General features: G+C 62.3%; 22 protein-coding genes and 2 tRNA genes. 10 read left to right on the forward strand and 14 right to left on the reverse strand.

Translation table 11 applies throughout. The features are described 5' to 3' along the window. Positions 1-12 precede the first annotated feature (12 nt). Positions 13-1,398: an AMP-binding protein gene (locus ACR9ZN_RS10410; protein WP_434956394.1), complete on the forward strand. Its 1,386-nt coding sequence runs from the start codon at positions 13-15 to the stop codon at positions 1,396-1,398. Positions 1,399-1,596: 198 nt separating this feature from the next. On the opposite strand, the gene ACR9ZN_RS10415 is transcribed toward ACR9ZN_RS10410, so the two are convergent. Genes ACR9ZN_RS10415 through ACR9ZN_RS10425 form a run of 3 tightly spaced genes read right to left on the reverse strand, consistent with a single transcriptional unit; the run spans position 1,597 to position 6,494 of the window. Next, complete coding sequence (locus ACR9ZN_RS10415; RefSeq protein WP_434956395.1) at positions 1,597-2,664, reverse strand: D-TA family PLP-dependent enzyme; 1,068 nt, start codon at positions 2,662-2,664, stop codon at positions 1,597-1,599. 12 nt (positions 2,665-2,676) lie between these two features. Next, the gene (mfd, locus tag ACR9ZN_RS10420; protein WP_481272173.1) at positions 2,677-6,201 is read right to left on the reverse strand and encodes a transcription-repair coupling factor; all 3,525 of its coding nucleotides are present in this window, start codon (positions 6,199-6,201) and stop codon (positions 2,677-2,679) included. After that, positions 6,198-6,494, reverse strand: a complete 297-nt coding sequence (locus ACR9ZN_RS10425) for an FAD assembly factor SdhE (RefSeq protein WP_434956397.1) — start codon at positions 6,492-6,494, stop codon at positions 6,198-6,200. Before ACR9ZN_RS10425 ends, mfd begins: the two co-directional genes overlap by 4 nt. Before the next feature lie 123 nt (positions 6,495-6,617). On the opposite strand from ACR9ZN_RS10425, the gene ACR9ZN_RS10430 reads away from it, so the two are divergent. The 3 genes from ACR9ZN_RS10430 (at position 6,618) to ACR9ZN_RS10440 (ending at position 10,897) form a co-directional block, all read left to right on the forward strand. Continuing rightward, positions 6,618-6,971 carry a DUF488 domain-containing protein gene (locus ACR9ZN_RS10430; protein ID WP_481272174.1) on the forward strand — a complete coding sequence of 118 codons (354 nt, stop codon included), beginning with the start codon at positions 6,618-6,620 and terminating at the stop codon, positions 6,969-6,971. A 171-nt stretch (positions 6,972-7,142) separates the two neighbouring features. Next, positions 7,143-9,239, forward strand: a complete 2,097-nt coding sequence (recG, locus tag ACR9ZN_RS10435) for an ATP-dependent DNA helicase RecG (RefSeq protein WP_481272175.1) — start codon at positions 7,143-7,145, stop codon at positions 9,237-9,239. Between the two features lie 62 nt (positions 9,240-9,301). Next, on the forward strand, positions 9,302-10,897 hold the full coding sequence (locus ACR9ZN_RS10440; protein WP_481272176.1) for a class I SAM-dependent methyltransferase: 1,596 nt from the start codon (positions 9,302-9,304) through the stop codon (positions 10,895-10,897). A gap of 34 nt (positions 10,898-10,931) precedes the next feature. Here ACR9ZN_RS10440 and ACR9ZN_RS10445 read toward each other — a convergent pair whose 3' ends face one another. The 5 genes from ACR9ZN_RS10445 to ACR9ZN_RS10465 all read right to left on the reverse strand — a co-directional run bounded on the left by ACR9ZN_RS10445 (position 10,932) and on the right by ACR9ZN_RS10465 (position 16,553). Beyond that, positions 10,932-11,636 carry a DUF502 domain-containing protein gene (locus ACR9ZN_RS10445; protein ID WP_434956401.1) on the reverse strand — a complete coding sequence of 235 codons (705 nt, stop codon included), beginning with the start codon at positions 11,634-11,636 and terminating at the stop codon, positions 10,932-10,934. A 185-nt stretch (positions 11,637-11,821) separates the two neighbouring features. Beyond that, entirely contained in the window at positions 11,822-13,648 is a 1,827-nt protein-coding gene (gene glmS / locus ACR9ZN_RS10450; RefSeq protein WP_481272177.1) for a glutamine--fructose-6-phosphate transaminase (isomerizing), read from the reverse strand. A 117-nt stretch (positions 13,649-13,765) separates the two neighbouring features. Beyond that, complete coding sequence (locus ACR9ZN_RS10455) at positions 13,766-14,200, reverse strand: PopZ family protein (protein WP_454813928.1); 435 nt, start codon at positions 14,198-14,200, stop codon at positions 13,766-13,768. A gap of 130 nt (positions 14,201-14,330) precedes the next feature. Further along, positions 14,331-15,644, reverse strand: a complete 1,314-nt coding sequence (locus ACR9ZN_RS10460) for a TolC family outer membrane protein (RefSeq protein WP_434956404.1) — start codon at positions 15,642-15,644, stop codon at positions 14,331-14,333. A 252-nt stretch (positions 15,645-15,896) separates the two neighbouring features. Continuing rightward, positions 15,897-16,553: a protein-L-isoaspartate O-methyltransferase family protein gene (locus ACR9ZN_RS10465; protein WP_454813930.1), complete on the reverse strand. Its 657-nt coding sequence runs from the start codon at positions 16,551-16,553 to the stop codon at positions 15,897-15,899. Between the two features lie 215 nt (positions 16,554-16,768). Here ACR9ZN_RS10465 and ACR9ZN_RS10470 point away from each other — a divergent pair. Then, positions 16,769-16,842: transfer RNA gene (locus tag ACR9ZN_RS10470), tRNA-Cys, on the forward strand. A gap of 586 nt (positions 16,843-17,428) precedes the next feature. Further along, a complete protein-coding gene (locus ACR9ZN_RS10475; RefSeq protein ID WP_454813931.1) occupies positions 17,429-17,578 on the forward strand; it encodes a type II toxin-antitoxin system HicB family antitoxin in 150 nt (49 codons plus the stop codon). Between the two features lie 279 nt (positions 17,579-17,857). Here ACR9ZN_RS10475 and ACR9ZN_RS10480 read toward each other — a convergent pair whose 3' ends face one another. Both ACR9ZN_RS10480 and ACR9ZN_RS10485 read right to left on the reverse strand, forming a co-directional pair. After that, entirely contained in the window at positions 17,858-18,193 is a 336-nt protein-coding gene (locus ACR9ZN_RS10480; protein ID WP_441771707.1) for a hypothetical protein, read from the reverse strand. 368 nt (positions 18,194-18,561) lie between these two features. Continuing rightward, on the reverse strand, positions 18,562-18,819 hold the full coding sequence (locus tag ACR9ZN_RS10485) for a hypothetical protein (protein ID WP_434956407.1): 258 nt from the start codon (positions 18,817-18,819) through the stop codon (positions 18,562-18,564). A 317-nt stretch (positions 18,820-19,136) separates the two neighbouring features. On the opposite strand from ACR9ZN_RS10485, the gene ACR9ZN_RS10490 reads away from it, so the two are divergent. Then, the gene (locus ACR9ZN_RS10490; RefSeq protein WP_454813932.1) at positions 19,137-19,538 is read left to right on the forward strand and encodes a hypothetical protein; all 402 of its coding nucleotides are present in this window, start codon (positions 19,137-19,139) and stop codon (positions 19,536-19,538) included. Between the two features lie 12 nt (positions 19,539-19,550). On the opposite strand, the gene ACR9ZN_RS10495 is transcribed toward ACR9ZN_RS10490, so the two are convergent. Continuing rightward, positions 19,551-19,820 carry a hypothetical protein gene (locus tag ACR9ZN_RS10495; RefSeq protein ID WP_434956409.1) on the reverse strand — a complete coding sequence of 90 codons (270 nt, stop codon included), beginning with the start codon at positions 19,818-19,820 and terminating at the stop codon, positions 19,551-19,553. Between the two features lie 157 nt (positions 19,821-19,977). On the opposite strand from ACR9ZN_RS10495, the gene ACR9ZN_RS10500 reads away from it, so the two are divergent. Continuing rightward, positions 19,978-20,053 (forward strand) — tRNA-Asn (locus ACR9ZN_RS10500). Positions 20,054-20,550: 497 nt separating this feature from the next. Here the strand turns inward: ACR9ZN_RS10500 and ybaK are convergent. Next, positions 20,551-21,027, reverse strand: a complete 477-nt coding sequence (gene ybaK, locus ACR9ZN_RS10505; protein WP_434956410.1) for a Cys-tRNA(Pro) deacylase — start codon at positions 21,025-21,027, stop codon at positions 20,551-20,553. Positions 21,028-21,204: 177 nt separating this feature from the next. On the opposite strand from ybaK, the gene ACR9ZN_RS10510 reads away from it, so the two are divergent. Continuing rightward, positions 21,205-22,236 carry a cysteine synthase A gene (locus ACR9ZN_RS10510; protein ID WP_454813934.1) on the forward strand — a complete coding sequence of 344 codons (1,032 nt, stop codon included), beginning with the start codon at positions 21,205-21,207 and terminating at the stop codon, positions 22,234-22,236. 8 nt (positions 22,237-22,244) lie between these two features. Beyond that, positions 22,245-22,958, forward strand: a complete 714-nt coding sequence (locus ACR9ZN_RS10515; RefSeq protein ID WP_481272178.1) for an alanyl-tRNA editing protein — start codon at positions 22,245-22,247, stop codon at positions 22,956-22,958. A gap of 52 nt (positions 22,959-23,010) precedes the next feature. Here the strand turns inward: ACR9ZN_RS10515 and ACR9ZN_RS10520 are convergent, their stop codons facing one another. Then, on the reverse strand, positions 23,011-23,772 hold the full coding sequence (locus tag ACR9ZN_RS10520) for a hypothetical protein (protein ID WP_481272179.1): 762 nt from the start codon (positions 23,770-23,772) through the stop codon (positions 23,011-23,013). Positions 23,773-23,876: 104 nt separating this feature from the next. Then, positions 23,877-25,670 carry an ABC transporter ATP-binding protein gene (locus ACR9ZN_RS10525; RefSeq protein ID WP_481272180.1) on the reverse strand — a complete coding sequence of 598 codons (1,794 nt, stop codon included), beginning with the start codon at positions 25,668-25,670 and terminating at the stop codon, positions 23,877-23,879. Between the last annotated feature and the right edge of the window lie 127 nt (positions 25,671-25,797).

Raw genomic sequence — 25,797 nt, forward strand, 5'->3', positions numbered from 1 at the left:
CCCTGAGGCCCCATGACGTCAGACATCACGCCCAGGATTGCCCTCGCCCCCCCTACCCTCGACCAGATGCTGCGTCTCAGCGCTCAGCGAGCCGGCGATATGCTGGCCCTGATCGACGCGCCCGACCGCCCCCTCTGGGCCGATGGCGCACCGCGCAGACTGACCTGGAACCAGGTCGATGCTGCCGTCTCCGCGGTCGCCGGCCGCTTTTTCGAAATGGGGTTGCCCAGCGAGGCGCTGGTCTGCGTGCAGGGGCTCAACGTGACGGATACGTTGATCGCACTGCTCGGCTGTATCCGGGCGGGCCTCGTGGCGGTAATCGTTCCGATCGATTTTTCGCCGGCTGAAATCGTCGGCGTCGCCGAGAGGCTGAACGCCAAGGCGATCCTCGCGGCGCGGCGCATGGGCGATGTCCAATCCTTGCGGCCACTGCGTCACCTCGTCGACGAATCCATCGCCGATATTCGTTTCATCGGGGCTTTCGGGGCGGATTTGCCGGGAGGGACCGTCTCTTTCGAGGACTGCATCGGCTATCCCCGCACGGGCGTGATCACCCGCCTGTCGCGGCGCGAGCGCCCTGAGGAAAACCTGGCGATCATGACGATCGACCGGGGCGCGGACGGGGACTTCGCCGTCGCCCGCACGCATCGTGAATGGCATGCGGCCGCTTCGGTGCTGGTAGCGGAACTCGGTCTGTCGCGAACCTCGCGTCTGCTTTGTCCGATGGCTCCGTCGGGGCTCGCGGGGCTTGCGGGTGGCTTGGTGACATGGCTCAGCACCGGCTGCCAGCTCATTCTGCACCAAGCTTTCGACGCGACGGTCTTTGCCGTCCAGATGACGATGCACGGCGTTACCCATGCTCTGTTGCCCGACGCGGTCCTGCGTGCGGGCCTCTCCGACGGTTTGTTCGACAGCCGCAAGCTCGAAAAGGTTGCCGGCCTCGCGCGGGCGCCGCATACTGCCATCGTGCCAGTAGATGCCCCCTGCCCGGTTCCCCATTTTGCCGTGCTCGGCGAGATCGGCATCGTGCCGATGCGCGCGCTGAATGACGGCGGGTTTGGACTCGCGGTAACGGTTGCGGGTCAGGAGGATACTGCCTTGCCGCTCGTCGAGGCCAGCGTCGAGGAGAGCGGTTATCTGGCCTTGCGTGGCCAGCAGGTGCCGGGTGTCGGTTTCGACGTCAGCGAGCGGGAGGCCTCCTATCCCCTCGGAGCGGAGGGTTGGGTGTCGACCTCCTACCCCGCTTCCGGATCCGTGGATCGAGGCGTTGGTCTCCTTGAGGTGACGGGTGCACGCTATGGCAAGCCCATGAGCATGGACGAACCGGCTCAGGCCCACGATCGCGGGCAGAGTATCGACCCGGCAAAGCTCAGCCGCCCTCTCGCGGGAGCCGCTTGACTTCAGGCGGCATGAAGCCTTTTCGCTCCAATGCCTTTTACTTACAGGAGAAACGCCGACTTTTGTCATGCTTGGGTTTGACCCGGGCATCCGGCGTCTCGGAGGGGGAACCTGAATTGCCGGATTAAGCCCGGCAATGACAAAGGTCGTGCAACCTACGGAAGGTGCTTGAGTAAACCGCGTTGCGATCTGCCTCGCTCACCAGACGCGGCCGCGCGCGGCGACGGGCTCGGGACCGATGAGGGCATCGCCGCGACAGAGGACGACGAAATCCAGCATATTGGCGACCACACAGGCGTGATTGGGCACGATGCGCACGCGGTCGCCCACTGAAAGGGCGATCGGCTGCTCGCTGATCAACCGGCCATGCTCTTCCGAGAGCTGGTCGATCGCGATGTCCGGTCGGCCGAGGACATGACCATGCCCGGTCAAGCCGAGCAGATCGGAGGTCAGGACTTTCGAACCGGCATCGATAATGGCCCTATGCGGGTCGGGCACCGACACCACTGTGGCGACCACGTTGAGGGCACAGTCATCGAAGCCGCAGACACCACGGGCGACAAGGGAACGGTCATTATAGACGTAGGTCCCCGGCCGGTATTCGGTGATGATGGAGGCCTCATGCGCCCGCCACATGTCGGGAGATCCGCCGCTTGTGATTGTTTCGACTGGAATTCCAAAAGCTTCAATCAAGGATTTCGCTCTTTGCATGAAATCCTGTACGGCCTCTGTTCCGCCGACCGGCGGATAGGTCATCAGGCCGCCGAAATGCAGCTCGGATGACGCCGCGATACGGTTTGCCAGTTCCGCAGCCGCTTCCGGCGTTGGAACACCGCAGCGCCGGGCTCCGGTATCGCACTCGACCAGCACGGTCAGCTTGCGCCCGGTTCCCTTCATGGCTGCCGCCAATTCATCGACGACAACGGCGCTGTCAGCCACGACGCTGAGACGGATGCGCTCCGAAAGTGCCCGCAGGCGCTCGCGCTTGGCCTCCCCAACAAGATTATAAGTGATCAGCACATCGTCGAGGCCGGTGCCGTCGGTCATCGCATCGGCCTCCGACAGTTTCTGGCAGGTAATGCCGACCGCGCCCTGCTCGACCTGGAAGCGGGCCAGGCGCGGCAGTTTATGCGTCTTGATATGCGGCCGCAGCCTGAGGCCGTGTTCGTCGCAATAGGCCTGGAGCCGCACGATGTTGCGTTCGGCGATGTCGAGATCAATCTGGACGAAGGGAGTTTCGACGGAAGAGAGGGAGGAACTTGCCATCATTGTATCCGATCAGGCGGCTTTCTTCATCTCGGCGATGCGAGCGAGGTTCTTGAGAATGACGGCCGTACCCTTGAGCCGATCGATGGGCTTGTCGAAATCGCGCTGGAAGACGACGCGCATGTCCGGGCGGACCTTGGCGAAAGAGCCCTGCTCGGCAATGTAGCGCACCAGCCCGTCGGGGTTGGCGAAGGCATTGTCGCGGAAGGAGACCACCACGCCTTTCGGGCCGGCGTCGACCTTCTCGACATTGGCGCGCCGGCACAGGGCCTTGATCGACATCAGCTTGAGGAGTTGGTCGACCTCATCAGGCCGCTCGCCGAAGCGATCGGTCAGTTCGGCGCCGAACGCGTCGATCTCGGCGTCGATATCCAGGGAGGACAGGCGGCGATAGAGGCTGAGGCGCAATGTCAGGTCCGGGACATAATCCTCGGGGATCATCACCGGCGTACCGATGGTAATCTGTGGTGACCATTGTTCCTCAACCTCGGTCTCGACGCCACCGTCCTTGAGGGCCGCGACGGCCTCTTCCAGCATCTGCTGGTAAAGCTCGTAACCGACTTCCTTGATGTGGCCGGACTGTTCGTCGCCCAGCAGATTGCCGGCTCCACGAATGTCGAGATCATGCGAGGCGAGCTGGAAGCCCGCTCCCAACGTATCCAGCGATTGCAGCACCTTGAGCCGGCGCTCGGCGCCGGGCGTGATGGTGCGGTTAGCCGGCAGGGTGAACAGGGCATAGGCCCTGGTCTTGGAGCGCCCCACGCGCCCCCGCAGCTGGTAGAGCTGGGCCAGGCCGAACATGTCGGCCCGCCAAACGATCAGCGTGTTGGCGGTGGGAATGTCGAGACCTGATTCAACGATCGTCGTCGAGAGCAGGATGTCGTATTTGCCTTCGTAGAAGGCCGTCATCACGTCTTCGAGCTGGCCGGCAGCCATCTGGCCGTGGCCGATGGCGACCTTGGCCTCCGGCGCATATTCGTCGAGGAAGGCCTTGGCGTCGGCAATGTCCTCGATGCGAGGCACGACGAAGAAGCTCTGGCCGCCGCGATAGCGTTCGCGCATCAGCGCTTCGCGCAGCACCACGGCATCGAAAGGCGTGACGAAGGTACGCACGGCCAGGCGATCGACGGGCGGCGTAGCGATGATCGACAATTCGCGCACGCCCGTCAGTGCGAGCTGCAGCGTGCGCGGGATCGGCGTCGCCGACAGAGTCAGGACATGCACCTCGGAGCGCAATTGCTTGAGGCGCTCCTTGTGGGCCACGCCGAAATGCTGCTCCTCATCGATGATCAGCAGGCCGAGATCCCGGAAGGCGATGGTCTTGGCCAGCAATGCATGCGTGCCGACCACGATGTCGACATCGCCCGAGACCAGGCCCGCCTTGATCTTGCGGGCTTCATCCGCCGGGACGAAGCGCGAGAGCTGCGCCACCTTGACGGGTAGCCCCTTGAAGCGGTCGGCGAAGGTCTTGGTATGCTGGCGGGCGAGCAGCGTGGTGGGGACCACGACGGCGACTTGCCGGCCCGTCATCGCACAGGCGAAGGCGGCGCGCAGAGCCACTTCCGTCTTGCCGAAGCCGACGTCGCCGCAAACCAGGCGATCCATCGGGCGGCCGGATGCCAGATCCTCGAGCACGGAGTCGATGGCGAATTGCTGGTCCTCGGTTTCGCTATAGGGGAAGCGCGCGGCGAATTCGTCATAGATGCCCTGGGCCGGCACCAGCTTGGGCGCCTCGCGCAAAGCGCGTGCCGCAGCGATTTTGATCAGCTCACCCGCCATTTCGCGGATGCGCTTCTTCATGCGCGCCTTGCGTTCCTGCCAGCCGCGCCCGCCGAGCTTGTCGAGCTGCGCTTCGGCGTCTTCCGATCCATAGCGCGACAGCAGCTCCAGATTCTCCACTGGCAGGAACAGCTTGTCGCCGCCTGCATAGTGGATTTCCAGGCAATCATGCGGTGCACCCGCGGCAGTCACCGCCTGCAGGCCGACGAAGCGCCCGATGCCGTGCTCGACATGCACGACGATATCGCCGGGCGACAAGGTACCAATCTCGGTGAGAAAGTTCTGCGCGCGCTTGCGCTTGCCTGCACGGCGCACCAGTCGGTCGCCGAGAACGTCCTGTTCCGAGATGATGGCGAAGTCGGCTGTCTCGAAGCCTGTTTCGAGCGGCAGCACACCGAGCGCAATCTCGCCTTTTGGCAGTGCCAAGGCGCGAGCAAAATTGGGGATGGGCTTGGCCTGGGTGAGGCCGTGATCGGCGAGGACGGCACCGAGCCTCTCGCGCGAGCCGTCGGTCCAGCCTGCCACGATCACCCGTTGCCCTGCGGCCTGCAGAGTGCGGATGTGACGGACCACGGCATCGAAGACGTTGGCGTCCTCGGCGGCGCGTTCAGCCGCAAAATTATGGCCCTGACGACCACCGCAATCGATGATTTCCCGACCGGGCGCGGGGGAGACGAGAATGGCGTCATGCGCGCCAGGGACGAACTCGTGCAGCCGGCGGCGCCACTCCTCGGGCGCGATGTAGAGCCGGTCCGGCGGCAGCGGCTTGTAGGGCACGGTCTCGCCAGGCTTGCCCAGTACCTCGCGGCGGGCATCGTAATAATCCTTGATCTGCGCCAATCTTTCGCCGGCGGCATCCTCGGCCAGGGCATCGAGAGCGACAGGAACCTCGGGCAGATAATCGAAAAGCGTGTCGAGCTTGCCGTGAAACAGCGGCAGCCAGTGTTCCAGGCCGACATAGCGCCGGCCTTCGGAGATCGCCTCATAGAGTGGATCGCCGCGTGTCTGGGCACCAAATTCGGCAAGATAGGCCTGGCGGAAGCGCTTGATCGTCTTGGTGGTAAGCTGGACTTCGCTCATCGGCACGAGGTCGAGCATGCGCAGTTGCGTCTGGGAGCGTTGCGTCTCGACATCGAAGCTGCGGATGGATTCGAGCGTATCGCCGAAGAAGTCGAGACGCACCGGGATGGCCAAGCCTGGCGGGTAGAGGTCGAGAATGCCGCCTCGCACGGCATATTCGCCGGTCTCGCGCACAGTGGAGGAACGCAGATAGCCGTTATGCTCAAGCCATGCTGACAGCCGGTCCATATTGACGGCATTGCCGGGCGCGGCAGAGAGCGATTGGGCGGCGATGAGATCGTGGGACGGCACGCGCTGCAACACGGCATTGACGGTGGTGAGCACGATACGAGGCCGGTCTCCGCCCCGTGTGGTCGCCAACCGCGACAGCGCGGTCATGCGCCGGGCAATGACGGCGGCATTGGGAGAGACCCGGTCATAGGGTTGGCAGTCCCATGCGGGAAAGCTGATGACGTCGATCTCGGGCGCGTAGAACTGAAGGGCCGCTTCCAAAGTGGCCGAGCGGCCGCCGTCGCGTGCGATATGCAGGATGGCGGCCGGTCGCTCGCGGGCCTGTGCAACCAGTGTGCGCGCGAGGTCGGCCAGGACGAGCCCGTCCTGCCCATCAGCACAGTTGGAGAAGACGAGTTGGCCGCCGGGGCGGCTCAGAACCCCAGCGAGTTGATCCGCGGCTTTCATGCAAACATCGGTTTCATGGTGAAATGGTAATCGCGCAACCGCCGGAACACAGGCGTATCGAATTCGGTCGGCACGGGCTCAGCGCTCCTGATCCAGGCGTAGAGCTCGTGATCGGGGGCATCGATGAGCGTTTCGAAGTCACCGACCTCGTCCTCGGACAGCTCGACGATGATGGTATCGCAGAAGCTGCCCATGATGAGGTCCATCTCGCGAAAGCCGCGATGCCAGGCCCGGTAGACGATCCGTCTCCGACGCGGGTCAAGTTCCTCAGAAGTACGTATCGTTCCGGACATGTTCCAGTTCCTGTTGGCACGCTGTATAGAGAGTCCGAAGGCCTGTGGGAACCATGGAAGATCGAAATATCATCCGTGCGGTCAAATCCCAGAGGGGGGAATGGAAGGTGACCGGGAGCCACCATGCCGATCGGATTGAAACGCGCCTATGATCCGCCCGCTTCTGAGGATGGTCTGCGCATCCTGGTCGATCGCCTGTGGCCGCGCGGCCTATCCAGGCAGGAGGCGCATATCGACATCTGGGCCAAGGACGTGGCGCCGAGCCCGGCACTCCGAAAATGGTTCGGTCACGATCCGGCGAAATGGCGGGAATTTCAGGCCCTCTACGAGAGCGAGCTCGCGCACAACAGTGAGGCCGTCATCGCACTCCGGCGCATGATCGGCGACAAGGTCGCGACCCTCGTCTACGCGGCCAGGGATGTCGAACACACGCATGCGATCGTCACCAAAAGGGTCCTGGAGTGCATCACCTTTTGAGTGGGAGGCGCAGGTTGGAACGCGGACTTCCAGTCGGCTCTTCCTTCTTCCGCGAACGCTGCGGTTCCAAGAGCGGACTGGAAGTCCGCGCTCCGAAGAAGATCCACTCTTTCGAACGGCTGAAGCTTGCCTCCTGCTTTCCATCCGGCCAAAAGAACCGGTGAGGCCTTCATGCGTCCGGCGATTCTGACACCCTTGTTCGCTTCCGTCTCATCCCTGCCAGGGGTCGGGCCGAAGCTTGTGAAGCTGCTCACCCGTCTCCTCGGAGGCGCGGAGCCGGTGGGCGCGCGGGTGGTTGATGCCTTGTTGCACCTGCCGGCCAGCGTCCTCGACCGCCGCCGCCGTCCCAAATTGGTGGATGCGCCGATCGGCGAATTGGTGATGGTCGAGATTATGGTGGAACGCCACCGGCCCAGTGGGGGCAAGGGCCCCCACCGGGTTTATGTCCAGGACGACACCGGGGATCTCACGCTCATCTTCTTCGCCGCTCAGACGAGCTGGATCGAGCACGCTCTGCCCGTTGGCGAGCGGCGTTGGCTCAGCGGCAAGATCGAGCTGTTCGATGGCATGCGCCAGATGGTGCATCCCGATCGGATCGTCGATGAGGAAGGACTCAAATCCCTGCCTCTGGTCGAGCCGGTTTATCCGCTGACCGAAGGGCTCTATCCGCGCCAGATCCAGAAGGTGACGCAGGAAGCCCTGGCCCGAACCGCCGAACTTGCCGAGTGGCAGGACCCGGCCTGGCTCAAGGCGCAGCGCTGGCCGGGATTTCGCGAGGCCTTGGCCGCTCTGCATTCGCCAGAGACACCGCAGGCGGTCGCACCGGATTCCGCTTCCCGATTGAGGCTGGCCTATGATGAGCTCCTGGCCTCGCAACTCGCACTCGCCATGGTGCGTACGCACAACAAGGCATTGCCGGGGCTCGCCGTCACCGGGACTGGAATGATCGCGGCTCGGATCGAGGCTGCCCTGCCCTTCAAGCTGACGGCGAGCCAGGTTACGGCGCTGGCCGATATCCGGGCCGACATGGCGGCCCCGACCCGCATGCTGCGACTGCTGCAGGGTGATGTCGGTTCCGGCAAGACGGTGGTCGCTCTGCTTGCGATGGCGACCATGGTGGAAGGAGGGCGGCAGGCGGCCTTGATGGCGCCGACTGAAATCCTCGCTCGCCAGCACCTGGCCACCATCCAGCCCCTTGCCGAGGCCGCCGGTTTGCGCATTGGCCTGATCACCGGGCGCGACAAGGCGCGCGAACGTGCGCGCATGCAGGCTGCGTTGAAGGAAGGCAGCATCGACATCGCGGTGGGGACGCATGCGCTGTTCCAGGAGGACGTCGAGTTTCGGGATCTCGGCCTTGCCATCGTCGACGAGCAGCATCGCTTCGGCGTGCATCAGCGCCTGGCCTTGAGCCGCAAGAATGCTGGTGTCGACGTGCTGGTGATGACGGCGACCCCGATCCCACGCAGCCTGGTGCTGACCTATTTCGGTGACATGGACTCCTCTCAGCTCCGTGAGAAGCCGGCCGGACGCAAACCGGTGGATACACGCCTGATCTCGCTCGAACGGCTCGACGAGGTGGTTGATGGCTTGGGGCGCTTGTTGCAGACCGGCGCGCGGGCCTATTGGGTCTGTCCTCTGATCGCCGAATCCGAGACTTTGGATGTCGCAGCGGCCGAAGATCGCTTCGCCCATCTTGCCTCCCTCTTCGGCGACAAGGTCGGTCTGCTCCACGGGCAGATGAAAGGCACGGCCAAGGACGAGGTGATGGCCCGGTTCGTGTCGGGCGATCTGCGTGTCCTGGTTTCGACCACTGTGATCGAGGTCGGCGTCAATGTGCCGGAGGCCACGGTGATGGTGGTCGAGCATGCCGAGCGCTTCGGCCTGGCTCAACTCCACCAGCTTCGCGGACGTATCGGGCGCGGCTCAGATAAGTCGACCTGTCTCCTGCTCTACAGGGGGCCGCTTGGCGAGGTCTCACGCAAGCGACTCGAGATCATGCGCGAGACCGAGGATGGTTTCCGCATCGCCGAAGAGGACCTGAAGTTGCGTGGCGAAGGCGACGTGCTCGGCACGCGTCAGTCCGGCATGCCGGGGTTCCGGGTCGCCGATCTCGACAGCCACCGTCATCTGCTCGCCCCCGCCAATGACGACGCCAGGCTGGTGCTGGCCCGCGATCCCGAGCTCGTCTCGCCACGCGGCGAGGCTCTGCGCACCCTGCTCTATCTGTTCGAACGCGATGAAGCTGTGCGTCTGCTACGTTCGGGATAGCGTAAGGGAAGCGGGCATGTAATCTGCCGGGATGTTCCAGTCTTCATGCAGGGGATATCGCAATGACCTCAGGTGCTCACCCGTCCAACTTCGCAGAGGCTCAGGCCAGGACGCAGGCGAGCTATGACGAACTGCCTTATGTCTCCAATGCCTTTCCGCAGACGCATCCGGCAAGACTTGCGGCTGTGGCGCGGCTGTTCGGCCTTGAAATGCCGAACCTCGACAGAATGCGCGTGCTCGAGATCGGTTGTGCGAGCGGCGGCAATCTCATTCCCCTGGCCGCGGCCCATCCAGAAGGCCGCTTTCTGGGCATAGACCTTTCCGGCATCCAGATCGCCGATGGCCGCAAGCGTATCGAGGCGCTTGGCTTGACCAATATCGAGCTGCGCCAACAGGATATAGCCTTCTTCGAAGGCCCCGATCATCGCTTCGACTTCATCGTCTGCCACGGCGTCTATTCCTGGGTGCCGGAGCCCGTGCGCCATGCGATCCTCGATATCTGTTCCAAATATCTCGAATTCCAGGGCATTGCCTATGTCAGCTTCAACGTGCTGCCGGGCTGGCGGCCCAAGCAGATCCTGCGCGATGCCTTGATGGCCCATGTCGGCCAGGCCAGCAATTTGCGTGAACGCATCGCCAAGGCGCGGGAGTTCATGGGCTTCCTGGCGGAGCATGCGCCACCCGGCCCCTATGGCGCCGCGGTCAAGGAAGGCGTCGCGCAGTTGCAGAAGGTGCCGGACGATTATCTGGCCCATGAGTTCCTGGAACTCGACAATGCCCCCTGCTCTTTCCATGATTTCATGTATGCGGCCGGCCAGCATCAACTCGCCTATCTCGGCGAGGCCGACCTGCACATGATGGTGCCCGAGAATTTCGGGCCGGAGGCTGCCAAGGCCCTGCGGATGCTGGGTGGCAACACCCTGCTCTCGACCGAGAATTATATCGACGTCGTGACAGGCCGGACCTTCCGGCAGACCCTGTTGATCCCGCCGGCCCGTGCAGCAGCGACAAAGCGGAATATCGACCCGCAGCGGATCGAGGATCTGCATCTGCTAGCCGATATTACGCAAGTTCCCTCGAGCGAAGCGGACATGCCCTATTGCTTCGAGAATCGCGGAGGCCGGCAGATCCGCACGCGGGTCGAGGCGGTTCGCAAGGCTTTCGAACGGGTCGCGGCCCGAAAGCCGGCGACCTCGAACTTTCACCAGCTTATCGCGGAGATCGAAACTTCGGATAAGAAGAAACTCACCCAAGAGGAGCGGAATGAGATCCGCGGCGCCTTGCTGCAAGGCGTTCTTTCCGGGCTGATGGTCGCATCTACGATGGCGGTTGATATCGGCGCCGCGGATGGAGACCGCCCCAAGGCGACCGTCCTTGCTCGCAAGGATGCTGCCAGCGGCCGCACGCGCACCGTCAACCGACGTCATGAGAATTTCGATCTCGGCGTGGTGGCCCAGCATATCCTGCCCGTGATGGACGGCTCGCGGACCCGTGCCGAACTGCTCGCTCATCTCAAGGCCAAAGCCGGTGAGGATGCCCTGCACTTCCAACGCAATGGTCAGCGCGTCACCGACGAAGCCGACATCGCGGCCTGCGCCCAGGAACATCTCGCCGCCACACTCGGGATAGCTTGGAACAACGCATTGCTCGAGCCGTAAACCCCTCGAAGGGGCCAGCAGCGGCGAGCCTTTTTCAGTTCGGCCGCAGGTCCTCGGGAACCGGCAATTGTTCGGGCTGGATCAGGCCGGCCGAGATCACCAGCTTGGTGGCCTGCTCGACGCTGATCGGCAATTCGATCACCTTTGATTTCGGCAGCAGGAAGAAGAAGCCTGTCGTCGGGTTGGGCGCACAGGGCATGAAGACGGAAACCCAGGCTCCGTCGTTGCCGCCCGGCAGCCTCGCCTCGACCACGGGGCTCGGCTCAGAGGAGATGAAGACGATCGACCAGGCGCCCTGCGGGAATTCCACCAGTCCGACCTTTCGGAAGGATGTGCCCGATTGGGAAAAGATGGTCGAAAATACCTGTTTCAGGGCTTTGTAGATGCCGCGTACCACTGGGGTGCGGTCGAGGATCTTCTCGCCGAGACGCACCAAGGTGCGGCCGACCAGATTAGCGGTGAAGAAGCCGATCAGGGTGAGGCCGATGACTGCGACGACCAGGCCGAAGCCCGGGATCTGAAAAGGGAGATAGGTCTCGGGCAGGTAACGCGCGGGAATGAATGGCTTGACCCAGCCATCGACCCACTGAATGAAGGTCCAAATCAGGTAGAGCGTGATCGCAACCGGCCCGGTGACCACCAGGCCGGTGAGGAAATAGCTGTGCAAGCCGCCAAATCTACTGGCCCGCTGAGGCGGACCGGCAGGCATTACCGTGTGGGGAGGCGTATCTCGTACCATGTCACGCTTCTATAGCGTTTTGCGATTTGGTGGAATCACCAAGAATCGCAAAGACGCGTTCGAACAAAGAGCTGGAGCAAAAGAGCGCCATCGCCTCAACGCGCTTTGCTCTAGCACGCCCTCATCACCGCCTGTCGATGCAAATTTGTGCAATCGGTCCAATCAGGCGGTGCCCGTGAGCATTCCTACTCGACGGTAACGCTCTTGGCCAGATTGCGTGGCTGGTCGACGTCGGTGCCGATGATCACAGCGGTGTGATAGGCGAGCAGCTGGATCGGAATGGAATAGACCAGCGGCGTCACGATCGCCGGCATCGAAGGCAGGATGATCGTCTTCAGCGTCGCCATGGCAGCCGCCGCTGCCCCAGCTTCATCGGTTATCAGGATGATGCGGCCGCCCCGTGCGGCAACCTCCTGCATGTTCGAGACGGTCTTTTCGAAGATCGCGTCGAAAGGCGCGATCACCACCACGGGCATGGTCTCGTCGATCAGGGCGATCGGGCCATGCTTCAGTTCGCCTGCAGCATAACCTTCTGCGTGTATGTAGCTGATTTCCTTGAGTTTCAATGCGCCTTCAAGGGAAAGAGGGAAGCTGGTGCCACGACCGAGATAGAGTACGTCCTTGGCCTTGGCGAGATCCCTGGAGAAAGTCTCGATTTCGTGCTCGAGCCGCAGCGCCTCAGCCATCAGGCGCGGCGCCTCGATCAGGGCATGGACGAGCTCGCTTTCTTCCTCGGCGGACAGGGCGCCGCGCGCCTTGCCGGCGCCGATGGCAAGGCCCGCCAAGGCAGCGAGCTGGCAGGTGAAGGCCTTGGTGGAAGCGACGCCGATCTCCGGACCCGCCAAGGTGCGGACCATTACCGAGGCTTCCCGAGCGATGGTCGAGGTTGGCACGTTGACGACGGCGAGCGTGTGCTGGCCCTGCTCCTTGCAATAGCGCAGCGCCGCGAGCGTATCGGCCGTCTCACCCGATTGAGATACGAAGATCGAAAGACCTCCCTTGTCGAGCGGGGCTTCGCGGTAGCGGAACTCGGAGGCTATATCGACTTCGACCGGCAGCCGCGCATAACGTTCGAACCAATATTTGGCGATCATGCCGGCGAAGGACGCCGTGCCGCAGGCCGAGATGGTGATGCGGTTGAGGTCCTTCCAGTCGAAGGGCAGATCTTCGGGCAGCCGGATGGTCTCGCCGACCATGTCGATGAAGGAGGTCAGCGTATGGGATACGACTTCCGGTTGCTCGTGGATCTCCTTGGCCATGAAATGCCGGTGATTGCCCTTGTCGACGACGGTGGCAGACGCTTGCGATTTCTGGATCGGACGGTGCACGCGCTTGAAGGTGGCATCGTAGATGGTTGCCGAACCACGCGTCAGGGCGACGCTGTCGCCGTCTTCGAGATAGGCGATGGTGTTGGTGAAGGGAGCCAGCGCGATGGCGTCCGAGCCGAGGAACATTTCGCCCTCACCATAGCCGATCGCCAGCGGCGACCCCAGCCGCGCACCGATGATGAGATCGTCGTGGCCAGCGAAGAGGAAGCCCAGTGAGAATGCCCCGCGAAGGCGCCGCAGGCTGGCATGCACTGCCTCGATCGGTGGCAGGCCGCGATCGAGCTCGCGGTTGACGAGATGGGCGATAACCTCCGTATCGGTCTCGCTCTGGAAGCGCGCGCCTTCGGCGCTCAGTTCTTCGCGCAGCTCGCGAAAGTTCTCGATGATGCCGTTATGGACCACCGCGACTCGGGCGGTGGCATGCGGATGGGCGTTCTCTTCAGTCGGCCTGCCATGGGTCGCCCACCGCGTATGGCCGATGCCGATGACACCAGCGAGCGGATTTCGATCGAGCTTGCTTTCCAGATTGCGCAGCTTGCCCTCGGCCCGGCAGCGCGTGATGGCTCCCTCCTCCAGCGTCGCGATGCCGGCGGAGTCGTAGCCGCGATATTCCAAGCGTCGCAGCGCATCCACCAGGGGCAGCGCAACCGCTTCCTTACCCAGAATACCGACAATACCGCACATACGCCTTACCCTTCATCGATTCGAGACGAACTCTAGATGCGAGGGATTTAGGGCTTCGTGAATGCAGTGAGAAATCAAAATGCCTGACAGTTTGTGACAGAGCCCCTGAAGAGCCTGTCACTGCCGGCCGGAAATGCGCTCGATTTCTTGGCGAACCAATCGTTCGACAAGGGTCGGCAGATGGGCATCGAGCCAGCTCTGCAGCATGGGTCTCAGCATTTCCTGCACCACGTCCTCGATGGTGCGTGCATTCTTGGAGAATATCGTGTGGTTCAGCGAGGCGAAGGCGGATGCCGTCTCCGATTCCGACATGGCCGAAAGCAAAGGAGCCGGCCCGCGATCGACATTGGCTGCGATCGGGCCGGAGGAAATTTCGGACGGGGCGGCAGGGGCCGACGGTTCTTCCTGAGTGGAGGCTTCCAACGGAGCGCGGCGTCCCGGCCTTGCCGGCGGCGGATCATCCGAAATGATGCGGCGAATGGAGCTGAGAATCTCGTCCATCGAGGGCTCCTTGAGGGTACGAGGCGGATCTGCCCGCGTAGGTGACGACATCGGGCTGCTCCTTCCACATCAAGCGCGCCCTGCCCCCATGACGCACATGCTTTCAACTTCAAACAAGAACGCCCTCCGATCGCAAGGACGCGGAGGGCGTTGCCGTCATCTTCCTGTGGGTAGGTGCTACTTAGCGCCCATCCGGAATATCGGTGCCGATCCACTTGTCACGCACCTGATCGTAATGCGTGGTGGGGTTGTAACGAGCAACCTTGAGGCCGAGCGCCGTGGCGTTGAGCTTTCCGACGGTCGACAGCACGGTATAGGCAGCCACTATCTGGTCGCGCTGGGCCTGGATCAGGCTGGCCCGCGCCTGCAAGAGCAATTGCTGCTGCTGCAAGACGTCGAAGGTGGTGCGCTGACCGACCTTGGCCTCCTCGCGCACGCCGGCGAGCGCAACGCCCTGGGCGTTGACGGCTGCCTGGAAGGCCTGGATCTCGCCGCGGGCACCGTCCAGGGAGCCCCAGGCCTGGATGACGTTGGAGCGCACGAGCTCGCGGTTGACGTCAACCTGGATGCGCGCCTGCCCGAGCAGTTCCTTGGCCTGGCGGATCTTGGAATAATCGCCGCCTCCCGAATAGATCGGCACGGAGAGGAAGGCACCGATCGAGGCCGAGGTGCCCATCTTCGCGCCGGATGGTTCGTAATTGTGCGAGAACGAACCCTGGGCATTCAGAGTGGGATAGAGCGCGCCCTCGGCGACCTTCACCTGCATAGCGGCCTGGTCGACCGCGTGAAGCGCGGCCGTGATACCGGGATGGTTGGAAAGTCCGGCCTGGATCGCGGCGTTCTGGTTCCTCGGCAGCAGGCGCGGCACCTTGACCGGCTGCAACTTCTTGGGCTGGGAGCCGATGATCTGCCGGTAGATGGCGACCGACGATTTGAGCTGCGCATCGGCGGCTATCCGCTGGGACTGAGCATTCGCAAGGCCGGAATTGGCCTGCTCGACGTCAGTGCGCGTCACTTCGCCGACATTGAAGCGGTCCTTGGTCTGCTTGAGCTGCTCCTCGAGCACCTCGACATTGTTCTTCTGCAGATTGAGCAGTGCCGCGTCGCGCAGCACGTTCATATAGGCCGTCACTCCGTTAAGGAGCACCGCTTGCTCGGTGTCACGCAGCGTCTCGCGCTGGCCGAGCACGCCCGACTCGGCAGCGCGCACCGAATTGGCGGTTTGAAAGCCATTGAACAGATTCTGCGTTACCGTGACCTCGGCGCCGCGCGGAAATCGCGTGGCGTTGGACCGACTCCCCTGCAACGACTTGGTGAAATCCCGTTCGGCGCTGATGCTGGCAGAGGCCGAGATGTTGGGCCTGTAACCGCTGAGCGCCTGCGACACGGTTTCGTCATTGGCCCGGGTGCCGGCGCGCTGGGCATTCAAGGTGGGGTTGGCCGAATAGGCTTGCGCAAGGGCCGATTGCAGCGATTGAGCCTGCGCTCCGCCCATGAAGAAAACAAGCGAAGCACTTGCAGCCAATAACGAAAATACGCTTACAGTTTTCATGACTCGACCCGACCCAAATCAAAAGAGGCGGACAAACCGCCATATTTTTTAAAAAAATAGCCTGTCAGGCAGCTTTCACCAACAACTGATTTCGGCTGCCCAGCGATAAATCCGAGGTTGAAGCAAAAAAGAGACAGTGAACCCCGGGTTTGGTTAATTAATGGTTAATTTTCTCCTAACATGCTGTTTTGATGGTCAGAATGAAAAGGCGGGAGCCTTGATGAAGGCCGCCAGAGCCGGCACGGAGGCATCGAAGGCGATACGGCCGGTATGGTCCGACCCGACCTTGACGAAGATGGTAGCACGCCCGGGCCGGCCGCGACCGACCACGGCGAGGAGGCGGCCGCCCTCCTTGAGAGAGGCGAACAGAGCCTCAGGAATTTCCTCGATGGCGCCTTCGATCAGGATCACGTCATAGGGGCCGGAACCGGCCACGCCTTGCTCGAGTGGGCCGTTCACCACCGTCACGTTGCTATAGGAAGCCAAGGCGGTCTTTGCCGAGGCCGCAAGCCCCTCGTCGCTCTCCAGCGCCACCACTTTTCCGGCGAGTTCAGCCAGAACCGCAGCCGAATAGCCAGTGGCCGTGCCGATATCGAGCACCGTGTCGGTGGATTTGATGCCAGCGGCCTGAACGAGCTTGGCCAGATACATCGGCTGAATGAGAAAGCGCTCGCCCGTCTCCCCACCCACGGCCAGATCGGCATCGAGATAGGCCAAGGCCTGCTTGGAGGCCGGCACGAAAGTCTCGCGGGGCACGGCAAGGAAGGCATCCACGACGCGCGCCTCGGTCACGTCATTGGGGCGAATCTGGCAATCCACCATGGTGCGGCGCGCTTGGACGAAGTCGGTCATTGCTCGATATCTCTGTTTGTCACTGCGTTGTTTGCGACATGGCCTCGCAAAAGGCAAGAAGGCTGGCCTCGCAGCCGAGTGGGAGACTTCGGTTTTGCGGCCAGCGCCCGGCATTCACGGAAATATCGCCTCGGCCGAGAAAACCGGTTGAACGCATCCAGCTTGCTTGTTATAGCGCCTGCCTCCGCTTTGTCCTGCTCAGCGCGACAATGGATGGCCACGTGGCGGAGTGGTTACGCAGAGGACTGCAAATCCTTGCACCCCGGTTCGATTCCGGGCGTGGCCTCCAACCCTCCCTTTCAACCTAGAACCCCACCCAAATTCGAGGGGGGACAAAGATGTGCCTTGTTCGGGCTCGCCTTCCAGCCGTTCGTAACTACAGGTGCGCCTGGCGGGTCGCTTTCTGTGAGCGAGGCCCTGCAACAGGCTTCAACTTGGACGGGGCTCGCCGCTTGCGAGTTGTTGGGAAACAGGAGACCCGAAAGGGCGGATTTGCAGGATCGCCTTCCGGGCCTCCCTGCTCGATCAGCCGGGGGCACCGGCTGAGAGCACCTGAAGCCTAAGGCGACACCACCCCTCCGGCAATTTGGCTATGGGGCTTACTTCTCAATCATGCGAGCAGCGTTTTCGGCCTGTTCGGAGCGCCATCTCGGATGCGTTTGCGGAAGACGCGCGTCGATTCGCGACCTGTCGCGATGGGAAGAAGAGGCGCGGTGATGGCGCGCTCCCCGACATCTGTTTGACGCTCAGGGACGATAAGATGCGCTCGCGGTTGGGAGCGACATGAGCGATCTGGAATATCCGATTCTGGTCGAGCCGAGGCCTGTCGCGGATGAAGGCGGCTTCGCTGCAATCGTCCCCGATCTTCCGGCTGCATGAGCAATGCCGAGACTCCCGAGGGTGCGGTCGCTAAGGCGCAGGATGCAATTCACGTCTGGATCGAGAATTCAAAAAGTCTTGGCCGCGCCATTCCCCGGCCATCGCGCCACCACATAGCGATGTGGGCAGCCATCAAGACGGCCTAGCTGGAGTGCGAAGCCGAGAGTGTTTTGCGATTTGGCTGAGTCATCTCCAATCGCAAAGATGCATCGAAGCCAAGGAACTGGAGCAAAAAGCGTTCAATCGTGAAAGCGCTTTGCTTAAGGAAAGGTTCTGCAAAAAAAAGCTGGCGGATGCGAGCTGCGATTCAGCCGACCATTATTCGGCGCTACAAGGGGCATCGAGCCGCCCTTCCCCATCGAAGCAGCGGCCGCCGGCCCAAGCGAGTTCAATGGATCACAGTCGGGCCGGCACCACTCGGGTGATCAATAGTCGCCGTCATCATCGCCGTTATTATAGTAGGGACGCTGGTCGCGGCGGTCGTAGCGCGGCTGATCATCGTCATAGCGATAATAGCGACGCGGGCGCTGATAACTCTCGCTATAGGCGTCTTGGCCGGGATGCCTCCTGAGATAGCGGCTCGGCTTGCAGACTCCGTGGCTGGTGACCTTATAGCCGGGCGGGCAAGGAGGATAGTATTGCACCTGCATGGCCGACGATGCATCGGGCGTCGTCAGGGGGATCAATACCGCAGCGCCGGCGGCCGATGAAAAAGCGATGCCAGCGCCCGTCAGGATGCCGATGAGAACCGATCGGGACATAGCGTTTCTCCTTGCTGTTGTTCGCGCAAAAGTAGTGAGGGGGAAGTGAACGCCACCTGAACGAGCCGATCGAGGGCAAGTCTCTGCGAAAGACCGCAGTTCAGGGCGCGTGAAACGACAGGAAATTCGCAAGTCGCTCGCCCTGCCCTTCATCGCCGCCTCACCGGACATTGACGGGATGCCCCATCTGCGAAAAGGCACATCTTCGCCCGCGGACACACGAAATGGCCGCCATGCAATGACGCATGTCGTTCCCAGCGCAGCATATCGTGATTCTCGTGGCGTCTACGCGTCACGAAAAGATTCTCGCCGGCAATCCAGTCGGGCCATATTGCCGAGGCCGATGCGTTGTCTGACGGCTTCAACTTTCAGCGAATGACGCAGTACAAGGGCACTTTCAGCGTGCTGGCGATAAAATGCAGGCAGTGATTTCGCATCACCTGCGCGTCGTCGTCGGCCATCTGGGCCCGAATGGCTGCACCCGCGGATTGGGCCACACGCTGCTTGAAATCCTGGTCGGCCTCTTCGAGTGCGCGGACCATTGCTCCCAGCAATGCGTACAGGCTCTCGATCTCGACCTGCAGCGTTTGCGCCTTTTGTTGCAGCGTGCTGAAGTCATCCACCATGGGATACCTCCCCTTTTCACCATTAGAGGGCCAAGGTCGTGACCGGCGCGTGATAGCCGGGCTTTTCAGGCGAGAGATACGAAACGGTGTCCGGCTCCGGCATGCCTTACCCCCAACAGGACAATCCGTCTGAAGTTTTTTTGTAACATGATACCGTCTTCCTGGCTCGGCTGCGAAATCATGGAGAGGTCATGCCGTTTCGGATGTCGTTGAATGAGAGACTGTTAACGCAAGTCGGTCCATTGACTGCGACCGTCGGCCTTAGGGCCAGTCGCCATTCGATTCGACCGGTGCGGTCAGTCTGAGGAACACGGTGCATGACGGACGACAACGACAGCTATTACCCCCTTGGCCGGGATCGTGCCCCCAACGAAGTCGACCGTCAGCGGGAATGGCTGCGCAACAACGGCAAGTCTGGTGTGCCGACACGAAGCGATCTCGATCTGCTCGAGGCGAGCGCACTGGAAATCAAGATCTGCCCCTGCCATCCGGCACCGGATCAGCCCTACGCGCTCTATTTGGAAGTGTTCGCCTTCGAACTCTTCCTTGGCCAGATCAAGCTGGCGGATTTCCTTGCTCGCGCGTGTTTGGTCGAGGGCAATGACGACCTTGAGCAGATCCCCCGTCGGGATCGGCTGGTTGCGCTGAAGGAACTCCAACGGGCCGTCAATCACTTGGTTGCCGTCGAGGAAACACGCGTGGTCGCCGGCAACGCCTGACGCGTGGCGGGATCAGCGATCCTCCACCGGGCGCGGCTGGCGTCGGCGGCCCCACCAGACCGCGAGCTTGCGGCGGTGGCGCCGAACGAGCGCAATATCGATCGACAGAATCAGCAGGCCGAGCGGAATCATCCAAAAGCCCAGAATCGGCAGGAACCCGAGAAAACCGCCGATCAGCAGGAGCGCACCCAGAATCACTCGCATGCTTCGCGAGGCCGGGAGATGAAAATGTCGCCCGGCGAGTTTGACCTTCGGGCGGTTGATCGGTTCGTTGGGTGCCAAAAAGCCCTCCAGACGGTCAAAAGCGCACCTTTGATCCGGTTGCGTTCCCTTACCCATAGATATTAATCCGAAAAGAAGATGCAATGAGGGCAGGATAGGCCTTGGCAAGCGAGGTTCTTGGAGCTATACACCCGCTCCACCGGGGGACACCCTCTGTTCCGCGATAGCTCAGCCGGTAGAGCAAGCGACTGTTAATCGCTGGGTCGCAGGTTCGAGTCCTGCTCGCGGAGCCATTCTCCTTACCACCTAAAATTTGGCTCTATCTGCGCCATCACAGGGCGCAGTGCCTATTGGCGATTGTGCCTGCCTCGCAGCCCGTCTTTTCCGTCGCTGGCGCTCTGTCCAAACCTGGCGTCAAATCGCGGATCCTTGCTGAACTGGTCACGCCGGCTTCGGCAGCCTCGCTTGCCAACGAGGTCGGGCTGACGCGCCAGAAGGTGAACTATCACCTCCGCGCGCGCTCGAGGAGCAGCAATTGGTCCATGCCGTCGAAGAGCGGCGACGGGGTGGCCTGACCGAGAGGCTGATAGTGGCGAGCGCCGCCTCCTATATCGTATCGCCCGCGGTTCTCGGCCGGCTCGGAGCGGATCCCGTGCACAACAATGACCGGTATCGGCCAGCTATCTCCTTGCCCGGGCGGCCTGCATCGTACGCGAGGTCGGAGCCCTTTGGCGCAGTGCGCGCGAAAACGACAAGCGCCTGCCGACCCTGCCGATCGATACGGTGATCCTCAGGCCGCGACCAAAGCAGCGGCGGTTGCGTCGAGAATGGTCTTGGCATCGCCCGGAGCGAGGCGGATCTGCAGGCCACGCTGGCCGCCATTGACATAGACATAGTCGGCGCCGAGCGCGGTTTCCTCGATGGCCGTCCTCACTTTGCGCATCTGACCGAAGGGGCTGATGCCGCCAATCTTGTATCCCGTGCTGCGTTCGGCATCGGCCGGTTTCATCATCTGCGCCGACTTGCCGTTGAAGGCCGCCGCCAGCCTCTTCATGGAGACCTCGTGATCCGACGGCACGACGACGCAGACAGGCTTGCCGTCGACCAGAGCCATCAGGGTCTTGAGCACCCGGCTGGGCGGTTCGCCGAGGGCCTCGGCGGCCTGCAGGCCTATGCTGTCGGCATCGGGATCATAGTCGTAGCTATGCACGGAAAAGGCGACGCCTGCCTTGGCGAGCATCTGGGTGGCGCGTGTCGCCTTCGACATGACGGCTTCCTTGGGGGGATCGATGATGGCGGGCCTATGGTGACGAGCCCGCCTACCAGGGCGAGAGCTATCATGGCACCGCGGCTTGGAAAACCCGTGCCCGGCATGTCTCTCCCCTATCCCGGGCGGAAAAGTCGGGTTAGGGTCGCATCCCCTCCAATCAGCAGACGATCACACATGGCTTTCCGTACCGGTCTCGTCGATGCCATCGGCAATACGCCCCTCATTCGCCTCAATCGCGCGTCCGAGCTGACCGGATGCACCATTCTGGGCAAAGCCGAATTCATGAATCCGGGACAATCGGTAAAGGATCGTGCAGCACTCTTCATCATCAAGGATGCGATGGCGCGCGGCGAGTTGAAACCCGGCGGCACCATCGTCGAGGGCACGGCCGGCAATACGGGTATCGGCCTTGCCCTGGTTGCCGATGCCATGGGCTTTCGCACGGTGATCGTGATCCCCGAAACCCAGAGCCAGGAAAAGAAGGATATGCTGCGCCTGGCGGGGGCCGAACTGGTCGAGGTGCCGGCGGTACCCTACGCCAACCCGAACAATTACGTGAAGGTCTCGGGCCGGCTCGCGGCGGAACTGGCGAAGACCGAGCCGGGTGGCGCAGTCTGGGCCAACCAGTTCGACAATGTCGCCAACCGCCAGGCCCATATCGAAACCACCGCTCCGGAGATTCTGAAACAGACCGACGGCAAGCTCGACGGTTTCATCTGCTCGATCGGTTCGGGTGGGACGCTCGCCGGCGTCGGCATCGCCCTGAAGGCGGCCAATCCCGCCATCAAGATCGGCGTGGCCGATCCCATGGGAGCGGCCATGTATTCCTGGTTCAGCAGCGGCGAACTCAAATTCTCGGGGACGTCGATGTCGGAGGGCATCGGCCAGAACCGCGTCACCAAGAATATCGAGGGTGCACCTGTCGACCTTGCCTATCAGATCCCTGATGAAGAAGCGGTGCCGTTGGTCTATGATCTCCTCCAGGAGGAAGGGCTGTGCGTGGGATTGTCGACCGGCATCAACATTGCCGGTGCGATACGCATGGCTCGGGATCTCGGGCCGGGGCACACCATCGTGACCATTTTGTGCGACCACGGCTCACGCTATCAGTCCAAGCTGTTCAATCCTGCGTTCATGCGTTCCAAGAACCTGCCCGTGCCGGAATGGCTGGAAAAGCGTTCCACCATCAAGGCTCCATTGGAATAGGTGACGACATGGCGACAGACCTGCTGTTCAGAGACGACCCCTACACCCCCGGCGCCAGCGCAACGGTGGTCGGGCTGTCGCAACATGGCATCATTCTGGATCGTACGGTCTTCTATGCCATGGGTGGCGGCCAGCCCGGCGACGTCGGCACCATGACGCTGTCGGACGGGCGCACCATCGCCATCACCAATGCGGTGTGGAACGACGAGACCAAGACCGACATCGCACATATCGTGCCGCCGGAAGGGCTGTTGCCGGCAGTCGGCGACACGGTCGAACTGGCGCTGGACTGGTCCCGGCGCTACGCCCGCATGAAGGTCCACACCGCCTTGCATCTGCTTTCGGTCGCTCTACCCTACCCTGTCACGGGCGGTTCCATCGGCGATGGCGAGGGGCGGCTCGATTTCGACATCCAGGATGCCGGTCTCGACAAGGACGAAATCGCCCACAAGGTCAATTCGATGATCGGCCAGGGTGCAGAGGTCAGCGAGCGCTGGATCACGGATGCGGAACTCGATGCCAATCCCGGCCTGGTGAAGACGATGTCGGTCAAGCCCCCGCGTGGTTCCGGCGTGATCAGGCTGGTCGAGATCGAGGGCCTTGATCTGCAGCCCTGCGGCGGCACCCATGTCCGCAACACCGACGAGATCGGCCGCATCGCGGTGACGCAGATCGAAAAAAAGGGCAAGCAGAACCGGCGTGTGCGGATCGCGCTGGCATGACGGTTCGTTCGAAGCCGGTCGGCGAATGCGGCCCTCCTCCTGACCTACCTGATCATGATGGCGCACTCACAACGTCTCTGGCCAGAGAGAGGAGCGCGAAAACGTCGTCGTCCTCTTCCCGACTCATAGCCGCATCGAAACGGATATAGTGGTCCCGACTGCACAGCCAGGCGATACAGAGGTATTCCTGATCCGGAACATCGCCCCAGAAGGCATTGACGAGTTTGGCGAAGCCGATTTTGCGTTTCGACCAATGCAAATTGGAGATCGTGTTCGCCAGTTGGATGGTCGCTTGTCGAGATCGGTCGGCCTGCCACGCTGACAGGATGGGAGCGAGAGGAGCGCTTCCTCGCGCAATGGCGCATAACACGTCTTCAATTGCTCGGTGTCGCCATTTCGGATTTGGGAGCCCGTCTTGCCGGGATAGCGTGGCCAGAGCCTGGAAGTAGCGATCGATCAGAGTGGTCTTTTCTCGGCTCCAATTGTGCCGATAATTGGCGCCACGCGTGCCGAGATGATCGAAATTGCACTCAAAACCACCGGTGCCAAGTTCGTGTCCCTCTGCCGAGAGCTCAAGCAAGTGCGGCAGGAAGTGCTCGGTCTCTTCTGCGCTGAGGCAACCCTTGAATGCGGCGCCATAATAGGCCTGCATCAGCTCGGCGGAAATCCGCTGCCGCGGCGTGCCGGTCAGCAAGGCTTCCTGTTCTGCAGTCACGCAACAGGTCGTGCAAACATTGCTCAGTCGGGCGCCGAAACGATGTGGCGGAATCAGCGCATAAGCCTCGGCAATGATGGCGCGCAACGTGTCGTTCATCGGAGGAAGAGTCCCTGCCGGAGGCGGTGCTCGAACTGCCTCACAAGCAATTGGCGGTCGGGATGGGGCGCGAGTGGCGCCCCATCCGTTGTTACATTTCCATCTTATGCCGCCCAGCCCTTGGCGAGTTCCAGGGCCTGGCGTTCGAACAGGCCGCGATAGATCCCGTCGGAGTGACGGATCAGGCTGGCATGATCCCCCTCCTCGACGATCTTGCCCTTGTCGAAGACAAGGATGCGGTCCATCGCCTGCACGGTCGAGAGCCGATGGGCGATGACGATGGTGGTGCGACCCGCCATCAGCCGTTCCATCGCCTCCTGGATCAGATGCTCTGATTCGGAGTCGAGGCTGGAGGTCGCCTCATCCAGGATCAGCACCGGCGCATCCGCCAGGAAGGCCCGAGCGAGCGCCACGCGCTGACGCTCGCCACCGGACAGTTTCACGCCGCGCTCGCCCACCATCGTGTCGTAGCCCTTGGGCAACGCCGAGATGAAGGCGCTCGCATTGGCGAGGCTTGCCGCGTGCTCGATCTCGGCCATGCTGGCACCGGGGCGGGCATAGGCGATATTCTCGGCAAGCGAGCGGTGGAACAGGATAGGCTCCTGCTGAACGATGGCGATCCGGCTGCGCAGGCTGGCCTGCGTCACATCGGCGATATCCTGGCCGTCAATGGTGATACGGCCGGCATTCACGTCGTAGAGGCGCTGGATCAGCTTGACGAAGGTGGTCTTGCCCGAGCCCGACCGGCCGACGAGACCGATCTTCTCGCCCGCCCTGATCTCGACGGAGAAGTCGCGATAGAGAGCATCGGCATGGCCGCCATAGTGGAACGTCACATGCTCGAACGCGATGTGTCCGTCCGTGATCATCACCGGCATGGCATCATGCCTGTCCTTCACACCCATCGGCTGGTCATAGAACGCCACCAACTCCTCCATGTCGTTCACCGAACGCTGGAGATTGTGGATGTGCATGCCGATGTCCCTGAGATAGCCATGCACCACGGCATAGCTGGTCAGGACCAATGCGACATCGCCGACACCGGCCTGCCCGCGCATCCACAGCCACAGCACCACGCCCAGCACTGTGGCTCTCAGCCCCAGCAGGAACAGGTTCTGCGCCGTGCCGGCATTGGTGCCGCGCATCCAGGTGCGATTGGTGCGCGAGCGCCATTTGGCCAGCACCGCCGTCAGGCGGGCATCCTCACGCGTCTCGCCACCGAAGGCCTTCACCACCGCGTTGCAGGTGACGGCATCGGCGAGCGCACCGCCGACGCGCGTATCCCAGCTATTGGCGAGGCGCGCGGCCGGCGCGACATAGTTCACCGACAGCACCACCGTCATCGCCACAAAGGCGACGGAGCCGATGAGCACCACCAGGCCGAGGGTCGGCCAGACCGTCGCCAAAACCACCGTCGAGCCGAGCAGGACGAGGATGGAGGGAAGGATGGCCACCAACAGCGTATCGTTGAGCATGTCGAGCGCCCACATGCCGCGGGTGACGCGTCGCACCGTCGAGCCCGCGAAATTATTGGCGTGCCAATCGGTGGAGAAGCGCTGCACGCGCGCGAAGGCCTCGCGGGCGACCGTGCTCATCATCCGTGTCGTCAGGATGGTGATGCAGTAGAAGAACAACTGCCGGCACCCGACGGCGATCGCGCCGAGGACCAGCATCGCGCCGAGCGCCCACCAGGCCTGGTTTGCTCTGCCCAAGCCGGCAGTGACGGCGTCAACCATCTGGCCGGCGTAGATAGGCACGACTACTTCGGCCACCGTCGCCACGCCGACGGCTATCACGATCAAAGCGACGAGATCGGCCTGGCTGCGCCAGTGATCAAATGTGAATCCAAGCACAGCCGCCATCGGGTTGCGGCCGAGCTCTTTGCGAGAAAGAGTCATCGGGGTATCCGGCGCAGCCCCGCGCCGTCTCCAAAATGTAGGGCGCGCACAAGCGTGCGACGCAAAATATGTTCAGGAAAAAAGACCCGGAGAGTGTTCGGGAGAAAAGACGCGATCTAACGCGTCA

The sequence above is a fragment of the Labrys sp. HAY1-8F genome, from assembly GCF_056754975.1.

Bases quoted from the DNA above. Each gene is read 5' to 3' on its own strand.
- ACR9ZN_RS10410 (WP_434956394.1), top strand. From the start codon at position 13: ATGACGTCAGACATCACGCCCAGGATTGCCCTCGCCCCCCCTACCCTC.
- ACR9ZN_RS10415 (WP_434956395.1), bottom strand. From the start codon at position 2,664: ATGGCAAGTTCCTCCCTCTCTTCCGTCGAAACTCCCTTCGTCCAGATT.
- mfd (WP_481272173.1), bottom strand. From the start codon at position 6,201: ATGAAAGCCGCGGATCAACTCGCTGGGGTTCTGAGCCGCCCCGGCGGC.
- ACR9ZN_RS10425 (WP_434956397.1), bottom strand. From the start codon at position 6,494: ATGTCCGGAACGATACGTACTTCTGAGGAACTTGACCCGCGTCGGAGA.
- ACR9ZN_RS10430 (WP_481272174.1), top strand. From the start codon at position 6,618: ATGCCGATCGGATTGAAACGCGCCTATGATCCGCCCGCTTCTGAGGAT.
- recG (WP_481272175.1), top strand. From the start codon at position 7,143: ATGCGTCCGGCGATTCTGACACCCTTGTTCGCTTCCGTCTCATCCCTG.
- ACR9ZN_RS10440 (WP_481272176.1), top strand. From the start codon at position 9,302: ATGACCTCAGGTGCTCACCCGTCCAACTTCGCAGAGGCTCAGGCCAGG.
- ACR9ZN_RS10445 (WP_434956401.1), bottom strand. From the start codon at position 11,636: ATGGTACGAGATACGCCTCCCCACACGGTAATGCCTGCCGGTCCGCCT.
- glmS (WP_481272177.1), bottom strand. From the start codon at position 13,648: ATGTGCGGTATTGTCGGTATTCTGGGTAAGGAAGCGGTTGCGCTGCCC.
- ACR9ZN_RS10455 (WP_454813928.1), bottom strand. From the start codon at position 14,200: ATGTCGTCACCTACGCGGGCAGATCCGCCTCGTACCCTCAAGGAGCCC.
- ACR9ZN_RS10460 (WP_434956404.1), bottom strand. From the start codon at position 15,644: ATGGGCGGAGCGCAGGCTCAATCGCTGCAATCGGCCCTTGCGCAAGCC.
- ACR9ZN_RS10465 (WP_454813930.1), bottom strand. From the start codon at position 16,553: ATGACCGACTTCGTCCAAGCGCGCCGCACCATGGTGGATTGCCAGATT.
- ACR9ZN_RS10475 (WP_454813931.1), top strand. From the start codon at position 17,429: ATGAGCAATGCCGAGACTCCCGAGGGTGCGGTCGCTAAGGCGCAGGAT.
- ACR9ZN_RS10480 (WP_441771707.1), bottom strand. From the start codon at position 18,193: ATGTCCCGATCGGTTCTCATCGGCATCCTGACGGGCGCTGGCATCGCT.
- ACR9ZN_RS10485 (WP_434956407.1), bottom strand. From the start codon at position 18,819: ATGGTGGATGACTTCAGCACGCTGCAACAAAAGGCGCAAACGCTGCAG.
- ACR9ZN_RS10490 (WP_454813932.1), top strand. From the start codon at position 19,137: ATGACGGACGACAACGACAGCTATTACCCCCTTGGCCGGGATCGTGCC.
- ybaK (WP_434956410.1), bottom strand. From the start codon at position 21,027: ATGTCGAAGGCGACACGCGCCACCCAGATGCTCGCCAAGGCAGGCGTC.
- ACR9ZN_RS10510 (WP_454813934.1), top strand. From the start codon at position 21,205: ATGGCTTTCCGTACCGGTCTCGTCGATGCCATCGGCAATACGCCCCTC.
- ACR9ZN_RS10515 (WP_481272178.1), top strand. From the start codon at position 22,245: ATGGCGACAGACCTGCTGTTCAGAGACGACCCCTACACCCCCGGCGCC.
- ACR9ZN_RS10520 (WP_481272179.1), bottom strand. From the start codon at position 23,772: ATGAACGACACGTTGCGCGCCATCATTGCCGAGGCTTATGCGCTGATT.
- ACR9ZN_RS10525 (WP_481272180.1), bottom strand. From the start codon at position 25,670: ATGACTCTTTCTCGCAAAGAGCTCGGCCGCAACCCGATGGCGGCTGTG.